Raw genomic sequence first — 15,092 nt, forward strand, 5'->3', positions numbered from 1 at the left:
AGGCCGGTTTTTCTTTGGGCGATCACTCAGCCGCTATTTTGATAACCGGCTCCATCTTCGCCAGTGTTTCGGTGGACAGATGACACTTGACCTGGTGTCCGTCAGCCAGCGTCTGGACCGGCGGAACCTCTTTTTCGCACAATCCGCCCGCAACCTCGGACTTCCACCGGCACCGGGTTTGGAACGGACATCCGGGCGGCGGGTTCATCGCCGAAGGAATGTCGCCCTCAAGGACGATGTGTTTCTTTTCGACCGAGGTATCGGCGATGGGAACCGCGCTCAGCAGCGCCTCGGTATAGGGGTGATAGGGCGGCGAGAAGACTTGATCGGTCGTGCCCAGTTCGACCACGTGGCCCAGATACATCACCATGACGCGGTCGCTGAGGTAGCGCACGATCGACAGGTCGTGGCTGATGAACAGCAGTGTCGTCTTGTGTTCGCGCTGGATCTCCATCAACAGATCGGTCACAGCTGCCTGCACCGACACATCCAATGCCGAGACCGGCTCGTCCGCGACGACGATCCGGGCGTCCCCGGCAAAGGCACGGGCTATCCCGACGCGCTGTTTCTGGCCGCCTGACAGTTGGCGCGGCATACGGTCGGCAAACGCGCGCGGAAGCTTCACCAAGTCCAGCAACTCGAGCATCCGTTGCTTGCGTTCGGCTTCCGAGTTTCCGACGCCGAAGATTTCCAGCGCGCGGATGATCTGACGTCCGACCGTCATCGACGGGTTCAGCGTATCGAACGGATTTTGAAAGACCATCTGAACTTCGCCGACGGTCTTGGCATCCCGTTCTTCTATCGGCAAATGCTCGATATTGCGGTTGTCCAGCAGGATCTGCCCGTCGGTGGCCGTCTCCAATCCCATTAGGACCTTGGCAAACGTGGATTTGCCGCAGCCGGACTCGCCAACGATTGCCAATGTTTCCGATTCATGTGCGTCGAAGCTGAGGGTTTCGTTGGCCTTGACCACTTTCTTTTCGCCCCCACCGAACAGAGCGTTTGCGGCCACCTCGTAATATTTCTTGAGGTTGTCCATCTTCAGAACGGTCTTGCCGATCGGTGCTTTTTCTTTTTGCTCGGCAACCGAGATGGGCGCATTCCAGTCGATTTCCTGGAACTTCAAGCAACGCGTATGGTGGCGGTCATTGCCGGGGACCGGGAACATCTGAATGTCCTGCGCGTCACAGCGCCCCTCTTCGAAATAGTCACATCGCGGGCCGAAATTGCAGCCCGGTGGGCGTTCGTGCGGCAACGGGAAGTTGCCGGGGATAGCAACCAGCGGGCGCGAATTCTTGTCCGCGCCGGGCAGGGGGATCGAGCGGAACAGCGCCTGAGTGTAGGGGTGCTGCATCTCGTCAAAGACATCGTGGATCGAGCCACGTTCGACCGCCTCGCCGGAATACATCACGCACAAACGGTCACATGTCTCTAGAACCAGGCCGAGGTTGTGCGAAATGAACAGCATTGATGTGCCGTATTTCTTGCCCAGATCCTTGACCAGTTCCACCACGGCGGCCTCGACGGTCACGTCCAGCGCGGTTGTCGGTTCGTCCAGGATCAGAAGCGACGGCTTGGACATCAGCGCCATCGCGATCACGATGCGCTGCTGCTGGCCACCGGACAGCTGATGCGGGAAACTGTTCAGCATCCGTTCGGGGTCCGGCAGGCGCACATCGGTCACCACTTCCAGGGCGCGGGCATAGGCCTCTTCTTTGCCGACCCCTTCGTGGATCATCGGCACTTCCATCAGCTGTTTGCCGATCTTCATCGCCGGGTTCAACGAAGCCATCGGCTCTTGATAGATCATCGCGATCTCATTGCCGCGAATGTCCCGAAGTTCTTCCTTGCTCATCTCGCTAAGGTCGCGGCCCTTGAATTTGATCGAACCGCCGACAATCCGACCATTCTTGCCAAGGTCCTGCATGACACCCAGGGCGACCGTCGACTTGCCGCAGCCGGATTCACCGACCAGGCCGACAGCTTCGCCGGGCTGCACACTGACCGAAAAATCCATTACGGCTGGTATTTCCCGCAAGCGGGTAAAGAACGAAATCGAGAGCTTGTCGATTTCGAGGATCGGCCCGTCATAATCCGCCAGTTTGTTCATCTTGCTTGCTCCTCGCCAGCATTCAGGGGATCCCCTTCATCTGGCTAAAAATATCCTGGTGGGGGCCGGGGGCAGTCCCCCGGCCGCTTTCACATCAGTCCTTCAGACTTTCTTCTCGCAGGCCATCCGCCAGCAGGTTCAATCCCAGAACCAGTGACAACAGCGCCAGTGCCGGCGGCAGTGCAGGGTGCAGGTAGATCGACAGCAGCTTGCGTCCTTCGTTGATCGTGGACCCCCAATCCGGGCTTTCCGGCGGCAGGCCCAGTCCAAAGAACCCCAAGGTCCCCAAGAGGATGGTCGTGTAGCCGATGCGCAGGCAGAAATCGACGATCAGCGGCCCGCGGGCGTTGGGCAGGATTTCCCAAAGCATGATGTACCAGGGGCCTTCGCCGCGCGTCTGCGCCGCGGCCACGTAATCGCGTGTCTTGATGTCCATGGCCAAGCCGCGCACGATGCGGAACACCGTGGGCGAGTTGACGAAGACAACCGAAACGAACACGACCAGGATGCCGCCCGGAATGTCGAACAGATCCAGATAGGTCGGCAGACCCCAGATGCTGTAGTCGTCCGTGCGGATGACGTATCCCCCGGTCGAGATCAGCGACAGGTACAGCCAGATCGCGATACCCAAGACGCCGATCAGCAGCGGCGTACGGAATTTCGGCCGGGTGTAGTAGCGCGAATTCAGAAGGACACCGATGAAGAGGATCGGGAACACGAACAGGACTGCGGCCATATAGTTCGGCACGCCGGTCGCGACGATTTCCGGTGTGACCAGCAGGTAGAACAGCAGGATGACCGGGAACGCCAGGATCAGATTGGCGAGGAACGACAGAAACGTGTCCAGCCGCCCGCCATAATACCCGGCGGGCAAGCCCAGCGTGATCCCGACCATGAAGGCAAACATCGTGGCCAGCGGAGCAATCTGTACGACGATCCACGCCCCCTTGACCATGCGGCTGAATACGTCGCGGGCAAGGTTGTCGCCGCCCAGCAGGTACCAGGCGAACTCACCGTCCTCGGCATTGGGCAGGGGGGTGCCGGGCACCTTGTTCTTCATGCCGGAAACCTGGACCAACGGATCATGTGTCACGATCAGGTCCAAAGCCCCGAAGATGCCGGTGAAAACCCAGAACATGACCAGTCCAAAACCGATCATGCCGATCGGGCTGTCGAACAGCTTGCCGTACAGGCCAAGGCGCCGTTTGAAGGCAACCGACATTGCGAACAGAATGATCAGCGACAGCCAGACCGGCAGAAATTGCTGTGAGATCGCGCCGATAATCCCGGCCCCAGTGCCCAGGAATATTCCCAGCAGCAGGTAGGCGACCATCGTCGCGATGCTGGCCAGGAAAGAATACCACAGCGCGGATTGCGTCAGGTTCCTGAGGCCGCCGCCCGAACTGACGGTGCCATCCGCGTTCACGCTGACTTGCGTCTCGGGCAGCAGAATGCTTGCCAGGATCCAGACAACGACGGATACGACCAGCGCAGCCAGGGCGATCATCATGATCGGGTTCAGAAAGGCGATAGAGCCAGTCCAGCTCAGAGGTTCCATGGTCTATCCTCCCTTATGAAATGCGGATGCGCGGGTTGAGGTAGACATAGCCGATATCCGAGATCAGCTGCGTCACGAGCACCACGAAGACCGACACGACCGAGATCGCCAGCAGAAGCTGGATGTCGTTGTTCCCCGCGGCCTGCACCAGCGCCCAGCCAAAACCTTTGTAGTTGAACAGGGTCTCGACGATCACGACGCCGTTCAGCAACCAAGGGAACTGCAGCATGATGACCGTGAAGGGCGCGATCAGCGCGTTGCGCAGGGCGTGCTTCAGAACGATATTCCCGAAGGACACACCTTTCAGGCGCGCGGTCCGAATGTATTGCGCGGTCATCACCTCGGTCATCGAGGCTCGGGTCATCCGCGCAATGTAGCCCATGCCGTAAAGGGCAATTGTCAGGACCGGCAGGAAGAAATTCTCGAAAGTCGGGTTTTCCATGGCCTGTGTGGCCGTGCCCTTGAACCATTTCAGACCCACGGTTGACGAGGTGAAGATAGCGATGAAGATCACGCCCGACACGTATTCCGGCGTGGCCGTCGTGATGATCGAAAACGTGGACAGGGACCGGTCCAACGCAGACCCCTCGCGCATGCCGGCCAGCACGCCAACCAATAGGGCGGTCGGGATCATCAGCACCAGCACCCAGAACATCAGGTAGCCGGTGTTGCCCAGCCGCTTGCTGACGATCGTTCCGACCTCGTCCTTGAAGACGGTGGAATAGCCCCAGTCGCCCTGAAGAATGCCGCAATAGCGCGGTGTCGTTTCCGGAGTAGAGCCGGGACGAGTGCAACTTCCCACGAACTGACCATCCGGTAGCGTGTTGGTGAAACCGGGCACCACCCCCAGCCATTGACCGTATTTGACCAGCGTGGGCTGCATGTATCCGCGGTTCTCAAGCCAAGTGACGACCTGCTCATCGGACATACGCTGGTTGCCCTGCGTCTTGGCCAGCTTTTCCAGGTTTGGATAGAGGTTGGTCAGGAAGAAGACCACGAAGGTCAGGCACAGCGCCGTCAGCAGCATCACGCCCAATCGTCGAAGGATGAAGAGTCCCATGTTGGCCCCTGTTGTTCGGGTTCTCCGCAGATCAGTGGACCATTTTCTGGCCTCGGACGTCCGACCCCGCGTCGGTGTGTCTGCGGCTGGAAAGGGGCGCCCGCATTCGGGCGCCCCTTGAAAGGTTCAGGTCGGGATCAGGCCGCCCAACCCCATTTATAGTGATGGTGTTCGAACGACACGTGCATGTCGGTTCCGACCAGACCGTCCTTCATGTGACGGTACAGCGACCGCCAATAGGGCTGGATGGTGACACCTTCTTCCTGGATCATTGCTTCGCCCTTGGCCACGATTTCGCGGCGCTTGTCGGCATCGGCAATGGCCAGAGCTTCGGTCAGCAGGGCGTCAAACTCGGCATTGGACCAGCCGAACTCGTTCCATGCCTCGCCAGTGCGGTATGCCAGTGCCCAGATCTGAACGCCCAGCGGACGGTGGTTCCAGTTGGTCGAGCTGTAGGGGTATTTCGCCCAGTCGTTCCAGAACGTGTTGCCCGGCAGAACCGTCCGCTTGACCTTGATGCCCGCGTCGCGCAGCTGGGCTGCCACGGCATCGGTGGTGTTGCGGCGCCAGTCATCGTCGATCGAGATCAGCTCGTGCTCGAAATCGGCCATACCGGCCTCTTCCATCAGCTTGCGCGCGCCTTCCGGGTCAACTTTCTGCGGCGGCAGTTCGTAGTAATCCGGGTGGATCGGACCGACGTGGTGGTTTTCCGCAGGCGAGCCGCGACCACCGTAGCCGAGCTCGAGGCAGACCGAGTTGTCCACGGCCATCTGCAGCGCCTGACGCACACGTTTGTCGGCATAGACCTTCTTGCCGTCCACTTCCGCAAGCTGGTTCGGGCGGATCACGATAGTGTTCATCGTGACAACCTCGGACTTGACGTAGCCCAGGCTGTCCATCACGTCGATGAATTCACCAACCGATTCATACAGCATGTCGACTTCGTCCGATTCCAAAGCTGCCAGCCATGCCGACGGATCGGTGCCGTAGTCGATGTACTCAATGCGATCCAGCGCCGGACGACCGAATACGGCTTCGCCCCACCAGGTGTGGTTCTCGTTGCGCACAAGCGCGGCTTTCACACCCACTTCCAGCTCTTCGATCAGGTAGGGGCCGGTGCCCACGTTGTTTGTCAGGTCCGTTTCGCTGAACGAGCTGTGGATGATCGCGGCCGGATAGTCTGCCATGCCCGGGATCAACGAGATGTCCGAGTTCGGCAGGTTCAGCTTGACGGTGTGCGAGTCCACAACCTCGATCGCGCCTTCGATTGCCTGGCCGGTATCTGCGTCGACCAGCGTGGCAAAACGGCCTGCCATCGAGTTCGTTTCCGAGCTCTTGTCGCACCAGCGCGCGATGTTGCGTGCCACGTCTTCGGCGGTGAAATCGTCACCGTTGTTCCACTTGACGCCCTGACGCACCTTCAGCGTGTAGACGGTCGCATCGTCGTTGACTTCCCAGCCCTCCAGCAGCATGCCGCGGAATGTGCCGTCCGAGTTGTACTCGACCAGGTATTCCAGCGTGCCACGGGTGACGTTGGCGATCTGCGACCAGTCATAGGTGCGCGGATCCTTCAGCGCGCGAACTTCCTGCTGAACGCGCAGGGTGCCACCTTCTTTCTTGGCGTCTTCGCCCGCGGCCTTGGCGGGTGCGGTCAGGCCGACCATGCCGTATGCGGCCGCGGCAGTGACACCAAGGCTGGTCGTGCGCGTCAGAAACTCGCGGCGGCTCAGCTTGCCGTCCCGATATTCCTGGGCGTGCATTTCGGCAGCCCAGTGCATCGGTGCTCCGGTCAATGTCTTGGTTTTCATGGATGTCTCCCTGTGAGATTATTATGGGTATTTGTTGGTCCCCGTCGAAGCCAGACAGCGCCGAGCAAGGTCATTTTGGATGTGGTTTTTCGAATTCTGTGCATCCCCATGGGTTCATTCGGCACCAGATTCCAATTTAGGTCAATGTTCGAAATCGTCATCAAGTGCACAAAAACGACATTTGCAGAGAAACCTTAGCCGTGGTCGCCGGAGCTGGTATCGGCAAGTCTGATTCTGGAACTTGTGATTCCCTTTTCCGGCGGGTTTCGGTCGAAAACCCCTTATGTGGCTGAAAATAAAAGATTTCGGACGAGGTTTTGGTGCGATGTCAGTGATCCACTCAGCCTTGGCTCGGATCGACGTTATGCCATTGCTTCATCCGGGCACGGCACCACGTGCGCTGGCGTTTGGCGTACTGGCGTGTCGCAATCGTTGCTCTTTCGCGGGCCTCCGCCAAGGTCATTCGCCCCTCGATATGGGCCATCAACTCAGGTACTCCGATGGCCTTGCACGAGGGCAGGTTCGGGTCGTACCTGTTGCGCATCGCCGCAACTTCGTCCAGGGCACCTGCCTGCAACATCTGGTCAAAGCGCGAATTGATGCGCGTGATCAGCCAGTCTCGCTCGGGCGTCACGACGATCGGAAACGCTTGATTCAGGGGCAGCAGCGGTGGCGGCGTGTCGTCCTGCCAATCCGCCAGAGTCCGGCCCGTGGCTTGCTCGACCTCCCAGGCCCGTTGCACACGGGCGCGGTTGCGCGTGTCGATCCGGTCCCGTGTCCTTAGATCAATCCCGACCAGAAGCTCGGGCAGGGGGATCGCGTCCGCAGTCTTGCGCAACTCGGGCGGCGTTGCCGGGATGTTTGCCATACCTTCCGTCAGCGTCGAAAAGTAGAGACCTGTTCCGCCCACGATGATCGGACGCTGCGGCCCTGACAAATAAGTCCGCACCTCGCGCAGCCAGTGGCCGGCCGAATAGTCTTGATCAAAAGCGACATGGCCATAGAGAGCGTGTAGAGCCCGAGCTTCTTCGTCGATCGAGGGTCGGGCGGAAATGATGCGCCAGCAGTCATAAACCTGGCTGGCATCCGCATTGACGATGATCCCGCCCGCGTGTTCGGCAATCTCCAGCGCAAGGGCTGATTTGCCCGATGCGGTCGGCCCCATGATGAGGACCGGCAGATCGTCGGGAATGGGCGGCAGACTGTTCAGCAAATTGCGCGCTGTGTTTTCAGCCATGAGTGTTTGCCCTGTTCCTTGACCATCCGCATTGAACCCGCGGTGGTTTTGCTTCATTTTGCGCCGGAAAACAAACCCGTGCCAGCCCGGAGCGCAAGATGAGCCTTTCTTCCACCAACACAACCGCCGAAACCCCAAAGACGACATACAAACGCGTCATGTTGAAAATCTCGGGCGAGGCGCTGATGGGGGATCAGGGATTCGGGCTGCATCCGCCGACTGTCCAGCGCATCGCGCAGGAGGTGAAGTCGGTGCATGATCTCGGGGTCGAGATCTGCATGGTCATCGGCGGAGGGAATATCTTTCGCGGCCTGTCCGGTTCGGCCCAAGGGATGGAACGGACCACGGCCGACTACATGGGCATGTTGGCGACCGTGATGAACGCGCTGGCCATGCAATCCGCGCTTGAGGGCCTGGGTGTCTTCACCCGGGTGATCTCGGCCATCCGCATGGACGAGGTGTGCGAGCCCTATATTCGCCGCCGCGCTGTGCGCCACTTGGAAAAGAAACGGGTTTGCATCTTTGCGGCTGGAACCGGCAACCCGTACTTCACCACAGATACCGCAGCGACGTTGCGTGCCAACGAAATGACCTGCGAGGCCATCTTCATGGGCAAGAACGGGGTCGATGGCGTCTACGACAAGGACCCCAAGGTACATTCGGACGCTGTCCGCTATGACTCGGTGACCTATGACGACGTTCTCGCCAAGCGTTTGAAGGTCATGGATGCTTCGGCCATCGCTCTGGCGCGCGACAACAATCTGCCGCTGATCGTATTCGGACTGGACGAGCCTGGCGGGTTCCGCGGAATCCTGGCAGGCGAGGGGACCTATACCAAGGTTCAAGGCTAGCCAAAGACCCGACCCAACAGACCACATCAGTTTGCCTGACGCCCGACTCGGTTCGGACGTTAGGTAACCCAACGCCTTCCGGTCTGCTGAAAATGCTCGGTGTGACCGGTTTGCGTGTCGCTTTTGCCCGCCGGAAAGTCTCTGGCGGCAGACCGAAAAAGCGATCTTTCCCCGATCAAAAGCGCATTAAAATGAGAGGAGAGAGAATGTCCGACAATTCAGATGCCGACTACGAGGTCGGCCAGGACAATATCCAGATCATGGGGCTGGATATTCATAATCCGGTTTTTGCCGTGTCTGGCCTGACCATCATCGCCTTCGTCTTCTTTTCGTTGGTTTTCCGCGAGCAGGCTGCCGATTTCTTCGGCTGGTTGCGCCCCGCGCTGACCAACCAGTTCGACTGGGTATTCATGCTTTCGGCCAACATCTTCGTTGTGTTTTCGTTGCTGCTGATCGTGACGCCGCTGGGCAAGATCAGGTTGGGCGGCGACGATGCGAAACCGGACTACAGCTATGCGGGCTGGTTCTCGATGCTGTTCGCCGCTGGCATGGGGATCGGGCTTGTTTTCTGGGGCGTGGCTGAGCCGATCTCGCACTATGGCGCATCACTTGGTGGTGTCGCCGTGGGAGAGGACGGCCTGCGCACCGACTGGGCTCCGTTGGGCGCCGGGCTGGAGGATCCCGACGCATCGCGGAAGCTGGCGATGGCAGCCACGATCTTTCATTGGGGCATGCACCCCTGGGCGATCTATGCGGTCGTTGCGCTGGCCTTGGCATTCTTCAGCTTCAATCGCGGGCTGCCCCTGACGATGCGTTCGGTCTTTTATCCGCTGTTCGGCGAGGCCACTTGGGGTCCGCTGGGGCATGTCATCGATGTACTTGCGGTCTTTGCGACCATCTTCGGTCTGGCGACCTCGCTCGGCCTGGGGGCGACACAGGCGCTGGCCGGTTTGAATTATCTGTTTGATGTTCCGGTGACGGACGGGATGAAAGTGCTGCTGATCGGCTTGATCACGGTCTTCGCGCTGATTTCGGTGATCGCCGGACTGGACAAGGGGGTCAAACGCCTGTCCGAGGCCAACATGGTGCTGGCGGCGCTGCTTTTGTTGCTGGTCCTGATCGTGGGGCCGACTATGGCGATCCTGACCGGGTTCTTCGACAGCATGATCGAATACGTCGTCGCGCTGCCGGGCCTGTCCAATTGGGTCGGGCGCGAAGACACGAACTTCATGCAGGGCTGGACCACCTTCTACTGGGCTTGGTGGATCTCCTGGTCGCCGTTCGTCGGCATGTTCATCGCACGTATCTCGCGCGGGCGCACGATCCGCGAGTTCGTGACCTGTGTCATCCTGATCCCGACGCTTGTCGGCGCCCTTTGGATGAGCGTTTTCGGCGGAGCTGCTCTGGATCAGGTCATGTCCGGCAATGGACAGGCTCTGACCGATGCGGCGCTGGAGCTGAAGATGTTCAAGATGTTCGAGGCCTTCCCGATGGCTGGACTGCTGTCGTTCGTCGGTATCGTTCTGGTGGTTGTGTTCTTCGTCACAAGCTCGGATTCGGGTTCGCTGGTGATCGACACCATCACGGCTGGCGGCAAGACCAACGCTCCGACGGCTCAGCGCGTATTTTGGTGCGTGCTGGAAGGGGCCATCGCGGTCGTACTGCTGCTGGGCGGTGGGCTCGGCGCATTGCAGGCCGCGGCCATTGCCACCGGCTTTCCTTTTGCGATCGTGTTGGTTTTGATGTGCGTGTCCATCTTCATCGGTCTGGTGAACGAACGCCGACGCAACTGAACGTAACGCCACTGACAGAGGGCCCCGGTTACATCACCGGGGCCTTTTTTCATCTCTGACTGCCTTCGAAGAAGCCGACGGAATTGCCGTCGGGATCGACCGCATAGAAGAACCGACCGGCCGGGATCTGGATCGGATCCGAGACAACCTGACCCCCGGCAACCTTGACCCTGGCCATGATCTCTTCAGCCGTGCCCTCTGCGGCCAGATGAAGGGTTGGGCCGGTACCATCTTTTGCTGGCTTACCCGGATACAGATGCAAGGCCACGCCCGTTGCCGGGTCAGCGGGGCGGAACATGGCCATGGGGTTCGGGCCGGATGTGTCGACCGCAAGTTCTGCCCCCGTGGCGTGGGCATAGAATTCTACCGCCTTGTCCAAGTCGAAAACGGGCAGTTCGCCCCACACCAGAAAATCCTTCGGAAGATAACTCATCTGTAACCTCTCTTGTCTTGAGTGCCGTGAGTTTGGCATGCGCTGATGACAGAAGCTGGCATCAGACGCCCGGCTTGACCGCGCGGGGTTGGCCGGGCTAACTGACGGCGTTTGGTCCCGTCATTCTCGTGCGGGCTGCCGAACTGCCGCGGCGATACCCGTGGCTGGCTGGAAGACCTGCCATGTATCGGAGTTGTCCGGTGTCATGCGCGGGCGGAACTCCGGAACATTGGGCATGACAACAGAAGGATTGTGCGATGGGCACTCTGGATATCGATTTCGTTCGGGCGCAGTTTCCGGCTTTTTCCGAACCCAGCCTGAAAGGGCAGGCATTCTTTGAGAACGCGGGCGGCTCCTATACCTGCAAACCCGTTCTGGATCGGCTGACCCGCTTCTATACCCAGCGCAAGGTTCAGCCATATGCGCCCTACGAGGCCAGCCGTCTGGCGGGCGAAGAGATGGACGAGGCACGTGCCCGGATGGCGGCTCTGCTGGGCGTGGACACCGACGAACTCAGCTTTGGCCCTTCGACCACGCAGAACACCTACGTACTGGCGCAGGCCTTTCGGCAGTGGATGAAACCGGGTGAAGCGATCGTGGTGACCAACCAGGACCATGAAGCCAACTCGGGCCCCTGGCGGCGCCTTGCCGAGGACGGCATCGAGGTTCGCGAATGGGAAATCGACCCGGAAACCGGTTCGTTGAATCCGTCCGATCTGGAAAATCTGCTGGACGAAAAGGTGCGGCTGGTCTGCTTTCCCCACTGTTCAAACGTGATCGCCGAGATCAACCCGGTCACAGAAATCACGGCGATCGCGCATGCGGCCGGGGCATTTGTCTGCGTGGATGGTGTTTCCTACGCACCGCACGGCTTCCCGAACGTGGGGGACCTTGGGCCGGATGTCTACCTGTTCTCGTCCTACAAGACCTACGGACCGCATCAGGGCTGCATGGTGATCCGGCGCACGCTGGGCGAGCTGCTGCCCAATCAGGGGCATTTCTTCAACGGAGACGTGCTCTACAAGCGGTTCACGCCGGCCGGACCGGACCACGCTCAGATTGCCGCCAGCGCCGGCATGGCCGACTATGTCGAACAACTCTGCGACCACCACGGCGGCCCATCCTCGGGGGCTTCTGCGCGTGGTGCTTTTGTCCACGACCTGATGCGTGCGCACGAAGTTGAGCTTCTGCAGCCGCTTCTGGACGCGCTCAAGGATCGCAACGCGATGCGCCTGATCGGCCCGTTCGATGCCGAACGCCGGGCTCCGACCGTGGCCTTGGCCGTCAATCGCAACGCCGAAAGCGTCGCGGCTGATCTGTCCAAACACGGCATCATGGCCGGCGGTGGTGATTTCTACGCGGTTCGCCCGCTGACCGCCATGGGTGTCGATCTGGGGCAAGGTGTTCTACGGGTCAGTTTCACCCACTACACCTCGCGAAACGAGATCGACCAATTGCTCGAAGCATTTGACCGGGTTTTGTGATCCGGTAACAGTTCCGCCCCGTAGACATATGAAAACGGGGCGGAAATGGACAAAGAGCAGTCACCAATCATTTTGTGGTTCCGGCGTGATCTACGCCTGACTGACCACCCGGCTTTGGCTGCGGCAGCGCAGACAGGTCGACCTGTGATCCCTGTTTTTCTGCGAGATCAGCTGGTCGATGACTTGGGCGCGGCTCCGAAATGGCGGCTGGGCCTCGGCCTTGCCGCATTGTCTGACAGCCTCGAGCGCAAGGGCAGCAAGCTGATCCTGCGAAGCGGCCCGGCGCTGGCCGCGCTTGAAGACCTGATACGGGAAACAGGGGCAACTGATGTCTATTGGTCGCGGGCCTATGATCCCGAATCCATCGGGCGTGACACTAAGATAAAGGCTGCATTGTCCGCGCAGGGCGTAACCGCCAAGTCCTTTGCAGGGCATTTATTGTTCGAGCCCTGGACGGTTGCCACACAGGCGGGTCAGCCGTTTCGTGTTTTTACGCCCATGTGGCGGGCTGTGAGCGGGAGACAGGTCGACGCTCCCAAGCCGGCACCGTCGCGGATCGCGGCACCCCGATCATGGCCGCAGTCGGACGGGCTTGAGGCCTGGAACCTTGGCGCGGATATGCGTCGTGGCGCAACGGTCGTTCGGGCTCATGTCGAACCGGGCGAGGCCGCCGCATTTGCGCAGCTGGACGAATTCACCGAACGGCTCGACGCGTATCCAGCAAAACGCGACGATCTGGGCGATGACGGCACGTCCGGACTGTCCGAGTACCTTTCGTTGGGCGAGATCAGCCCGGCAACCATTTGGCACCGGGTGCAGAGCGCAGGGTTTTCCGGTTCGTCCGGGGCCGAGGGCTTCTTGCGCCAACTCGTCTGGCGCGAGTTCGCATATCACCTGATGTACCACACACCGCATCTACTGAGCGCAAACTGGAAGCCGGAATGGGATGCGTTTCCGTGGAACACCGACACCTACACCCCCGAAGTTCGAGCCTGGACGATGGCGCGAACGGGGATACCGGTGATAGATGCGGGCCTGCGGCAGATGTATGTCACCGGGCGGATGCACAACCGCGTCCGCATGATCGTCGCCAGCTACCTGACCAAGCACCTGATGACGCACTGGAAGGTCGGCATGGATTGGTTTGCGGACTGTCTGGTCGATTGGGATCCGGCGGCGAATGCCATGGGTTGGCAGTGGGTTGCGGGGTCGGGGCCGGATGCCTCGCCGTTCTTTCGTATCTTCAACCCGCAGACCCAAGCCGAGAAGTTTGACCCCACGGGCGCCTATGTCCGCCGGTGGCTGGCCGAAGGACAAAAGAACCCACCCGAGACGGCGCTTGCCTATTTCGATGCGGTGCCGGTGTCATGGGGACTGTCTCCGACGGATGCCTATCCTGATCCGGTCGTTGATCTGAAGGTTGGGCGACAGCGGGCGCTTGCCGCCTACGAAGGCCGAAAACACCAGTAAGGAATTGAAAACTTGCCAGAAACGGAATCCCGTCCTAGCCTGCTCCGACCACCGCACAGGGGAGAGCGGATGATCCTGACGACGACAGAGGGGCAGAAAAGCCTGCCCAGATATTTTTCGCAGGTCTTCAAGATGCTGCAGCGAATGGAGTCCGGACGGCTGGACATCGCGCTGCCGGATGGGCGCGTGTTTCGCAACGAAGGCGCCAAGCCCGGACCTGTCGCCCGCGTTGATATTCACGACCCGGATGTCTTCGCCCGGTTGATCCGTGAAGGCGAGCTCGGATTTTCCGACGCCTACCTTGAGGGTGGGTGGAGCACACCTGACCTGCGCGCCTTCATGGATCTTGTCCATCTGGGCACCGAGACGGTCTATGATGATTTCACTGGCAAGTTTTTGGTTCAGGCCTACGAGCGCCTGCGGTTCTGGCTGCACCGGAACAACCGAAAACAGGCCAAAAAGAACATTTCGTACCACTATGATCTGGGCAATGATTTCTACAGCCTGTGGCTGGACGAGACGATGACCTACTCCAGCGCGCTGTTCGAAACCGGTCAGGAAAGTCTGGAAAAGGCTCAGACGGCCAAATATGCCAGCCTGGTCGACGAGATGGGAGCAAAGCCGGGCGACCACATCCTTGAAATTGGCTGCGGTTGGGGTGGCTTTGCCGAATACGCCGCCAAGGAAAGAGACCTGAGGGTCACAGGCCTGACCATCAGTCAGGAGCAGTTGAAGTATGCGACGCAACGTATAGAAAAAGCTGGGCTTTCCGACAAGGTAACCTTCAAGCTGCAGGACTATCGCGACGAGCGTGGGCAGTATGACGGCATTGCGTCAATCGAGATGTTCGAGGCCGTTGGGCAAAAGTACTGGCCGGTTTATTTTCAAACAATCCGCGACCGGCTGAAGCCCGGCGCACGGGCCACGCTTCAGATCATTACTGTGGCCGACCGCCGCTGGGACGTCTACAAGAACGGCGTTGATTTTATTCAGAAATACATCTTTCCGGGCGGCATGTTGCCAGCCCCGACGGTGCTGAGGCAGGAAATCCAGCAGGCCGGTCTGGATGTGGTCAAGTCGAAGGAGTTCGGCCCAAGCTATGACCTGACCTTGCGGCGCTGGTACGACACGTTCAACGACAAGTGGGACCAGGTTGCTGCAATGGGCTTTGATGAGCGTTTCCGCCGCATGTGGAATTATTATTTGACCGCCTGCGGCGCAGCCTTTGACACGGGCAATTGCGATGTGACACAGATCACCGTAGCAAAACCCAACTAACACACGGAAA

Annotated in this window: 11 protein-coding genes; 5 read left to right on the forward strand and 6 right to left on the reverse strand. The window is 59.8% G+C overall.

Annotated features, from left to right (window positions below; all coding sequences use genetic code 11):
* Nucleotides 1-22 precede the first annotated feature (22 nt).
* The 5 genes from ACR0JC_RS01370 to miaA form a co-directional block, all read right to left on the reverse strand.
* Complete coding sequence (locus ACR0JC_RS01370) at nt 23-2,110, reverse strand: dipeptide ABC transporter ATP-binding protein (RefSeq protein ID WP_170339521.1); 2,088 nt, start codon at nt 2,108-2,110, stop codon at nt 23-25.
* A gap of 94 nt (nt 2,111-2,204) precedes the next feature.
* Nucleotides 2,205-3,668 (reverse strand): ABC transporter permease, encoded by a 1,464-nt coding sequence (locus ACR0JC_RS01375; RefSeq protein ID WP_170339519.1) that lies wholly within the window; start codon nt 3,666-3,668, stop codon nt 2,205-2,207.
* Nucleotides 3,669-3,681: 13 nt separating this feature from the next.
* Nucleotides 3,682-4,728 carry an ABC transporter permease gene (locus ACR0JC_RS01380; RefSeq protein WP_170339518.1) on the reverse strand — a complete coding sequence of 349 codons (1,047 nt, stop codon included), beginning with the start codon at nt 4,726-4,728 and terminating at the stop codon, nt 3,682-3,684.
* A 137-nt stretch (nt 4,729-4,865) separates the two neighbouring features.
* A complete protein-coding gene (locus ACR0JC_RS01385) occupies nt 4,866-6,536 on the reverse strand; it encodes an ABC transporter substrate-binding protein (protein ID WP_170339516.1) in 1,671 nt (556 codons plus the stop codon).
* 340 nt (nt 6,537-6,876) lie between these two features.
* Nucleotides 6,877-7,773, reverse strand: a complete 897-nt coding sequence (gene miaA / locus ACR0JC_RS01390; RefSeq protein ID WP_254430711.1) for a tRNA (adenosine(37)-N6)-dimethylallyltransferase MiaA — start codon at nt 7,771-7,773, stop codon at nt 6,877-6,879.
* A gap of 98 nt (nt 7,774-7,871) precedes the next feature.
* Between miaA and pyrH the strand changes: the two genes are divergently transcribed.
* The gene (gene pyrH, locus ACR0JC_RS01395) at nt 7,872-8,624 is read left to right on the forward strand and encodes a UMP kinase (protein WP_170339512.1); all 753 of its coding nucleotides are present in this window, start codon (nt 7,872-7,874) and stop codon (nt 8,622-8,624) included.
* A gap of 206 nt (nt 8,625-8,830) precedes the next feature.
* The gene (locus tag ACR0JC_RS01400) at nt 8,831-10,417 is read left to right on the forward strand and encodes a BCCT family transporter (protein WP_170339510.1); all 1,587 of its coding nucleotides are present in this window, start codon (nt 8,831-8,833) and stop codon (nt 10,415-10,417) included.
* Nucleotides 10,418-10,466: 49 nt separating this feature from the next.
* Here the strand turns inward: ACR0JC_RS01400 and ACR0JC_RS01405 are convergent, their stop codons facing one another.
* Nucleotides 10,467-10,850, reverse strand: coding sequence for a VOC family protein (locus tag ACR0JC_RS01405; protein ID WP_170339508.1), 384 nt, complete (start codon nt 10,848-10,850; stop codon nt 10,467-10,469).
* A 257-nt stretch (nt 10,851-11,107) separates the two neighbouring features.
* Here ACR0JC_RS01405 and ACR0JC_RS01410 point away from each other — a divergent pair, with 257 nt between their 5' ends.
* The 3 genes from ACR0JC_RS01410 to ACR0JC_RS01420 all read left to right on the forward strand — a co-directional run bounded on the left by ACR0JC_RS01410 (nt 11,108) and on the right by ACR0JC_RS01420 (nt 15,082).
* Nucleotides 11,108-12,334, forward strand: a complete 1,227-nt coding sequence (locus ACR0JC_RS01410) for an aminotransferase class V-fold PLP-dependent enzyme (RefSeq protein ID WP_170339506.1) — start codon at nt 11,108-11,110, stop codon at nt 12,332-12,334.
* Nucleotides 12,335-12,379: 45 nt separating this feature from the next.
* Nucleotides 12,380-13,804 carry a cryptochrome/photolyase family protein gene (locus ACR0JC_RS01415; protein ID WP_480763042.1) on the forward strand — a complete coding sequence of 475 codons (1,425 nt, stop codon included), beginning with the start codon at nt 12,380-12,382 and terminating at the stop codon, nt 13,802-13,804.
* A 69-nt stretch (nt 13,805-13,873) separates the two neighbouring features.
* Nucleotides 13,874-15,082 (forward strand): class I SAM-dependent methyltransferase, encoded by a 1,209-nt coding sequence (locus tag ACR0JC_RS01420; RefSeq protein WP_480763044.1) that lies wholly within the window; start codon nt 13,874-13,876, stop codon nt 15,080-15,082.
* Nucleotides 15,083-15,092: the final 10 nt, after the last annotated feature.

Source organism: Ruegeria sp. CH5, from assembly GCF_056537025.1.

Bases quoted from the DNA above. Each gene is read 5' to 3' on its own strand.
- ACR0JC_RS01370 (WP_170339521.1), bottom strand. From the start codon at position 2,110: ATGAACAAACTGGCGGATTATGACGGGCCGATCCTCGAAATCGACAAG.
- ACR0JC_RS01375 (WP_170339519.1), bottom strand. From the start codon at position 3,668: ATGGAACCTCTGAGCTGGACTGGCTCTATCGCCTTTCTGAACCCGATC.
- ACR0JC_RS01380 (WP_170339518.1), bottom strand. From the start codon at position 4,728: ATGGGACTCTTCATCCTTCGACGATTGGGCGTGATGCTGCTGACGGCG.
- ACR0JC_RS01385 (WP_170339516.1), bottom strand. From the start codon at position 6,536: ATGAAAACCAAGACATTGACCGGAGCACCGATGCACTGGGCTGCCGAA.
- miaA (WP_254430711.1), bottom strand. From the start codon at position 7,773: ATGGCTGAAAACACAGCGCGCAATTTGCTGAACAGTCTGCCGCCCATT.
- pyrH (WP_170339512.1), top strand. From the start codon at position 7,872: ATGAGCCTTTCTTCCACCAACACAACCGCCGAAACCCCAAAGACGACA.
- ACR0JC_RS01400 (WP_170339510.1), top strand. From the start codon at position 8,831: ATGTCCGACAATTCAGATGCCGACTACGAGGTCGGCCAGGACAATATC.
- ACR0JC_RS01405 (WP_170339508.1), bottom strand. From the start codon at position 10,850: ATGAGTTATCTTCCGAAGGATTTTCTGGTGTGGGGCGAACTGCCCGTT.
- ACR0JC_RS01410 (WP_170339506.1), top strand. From the start codon at position 11,108: ATGGGCACTCTGGATATCGATTTCGTTCGGGCGCAGTTTCCGGCTTTT.
- ACR0JC_RS01415 (WP_480763042.1), top strand. From the start codon at position 12,380: ATGGACAAAGAGCAGTCACCAATCATTTTGTGGTTCCGGCGTGATCTA.
- ACR0JC_RS01420 (WP_480763044.1), top strand. From the start codon at position 13,874: ATGATCCTGACGACGACAGAGGGGCAGAAAAGCCTGCCCAGATATTTT.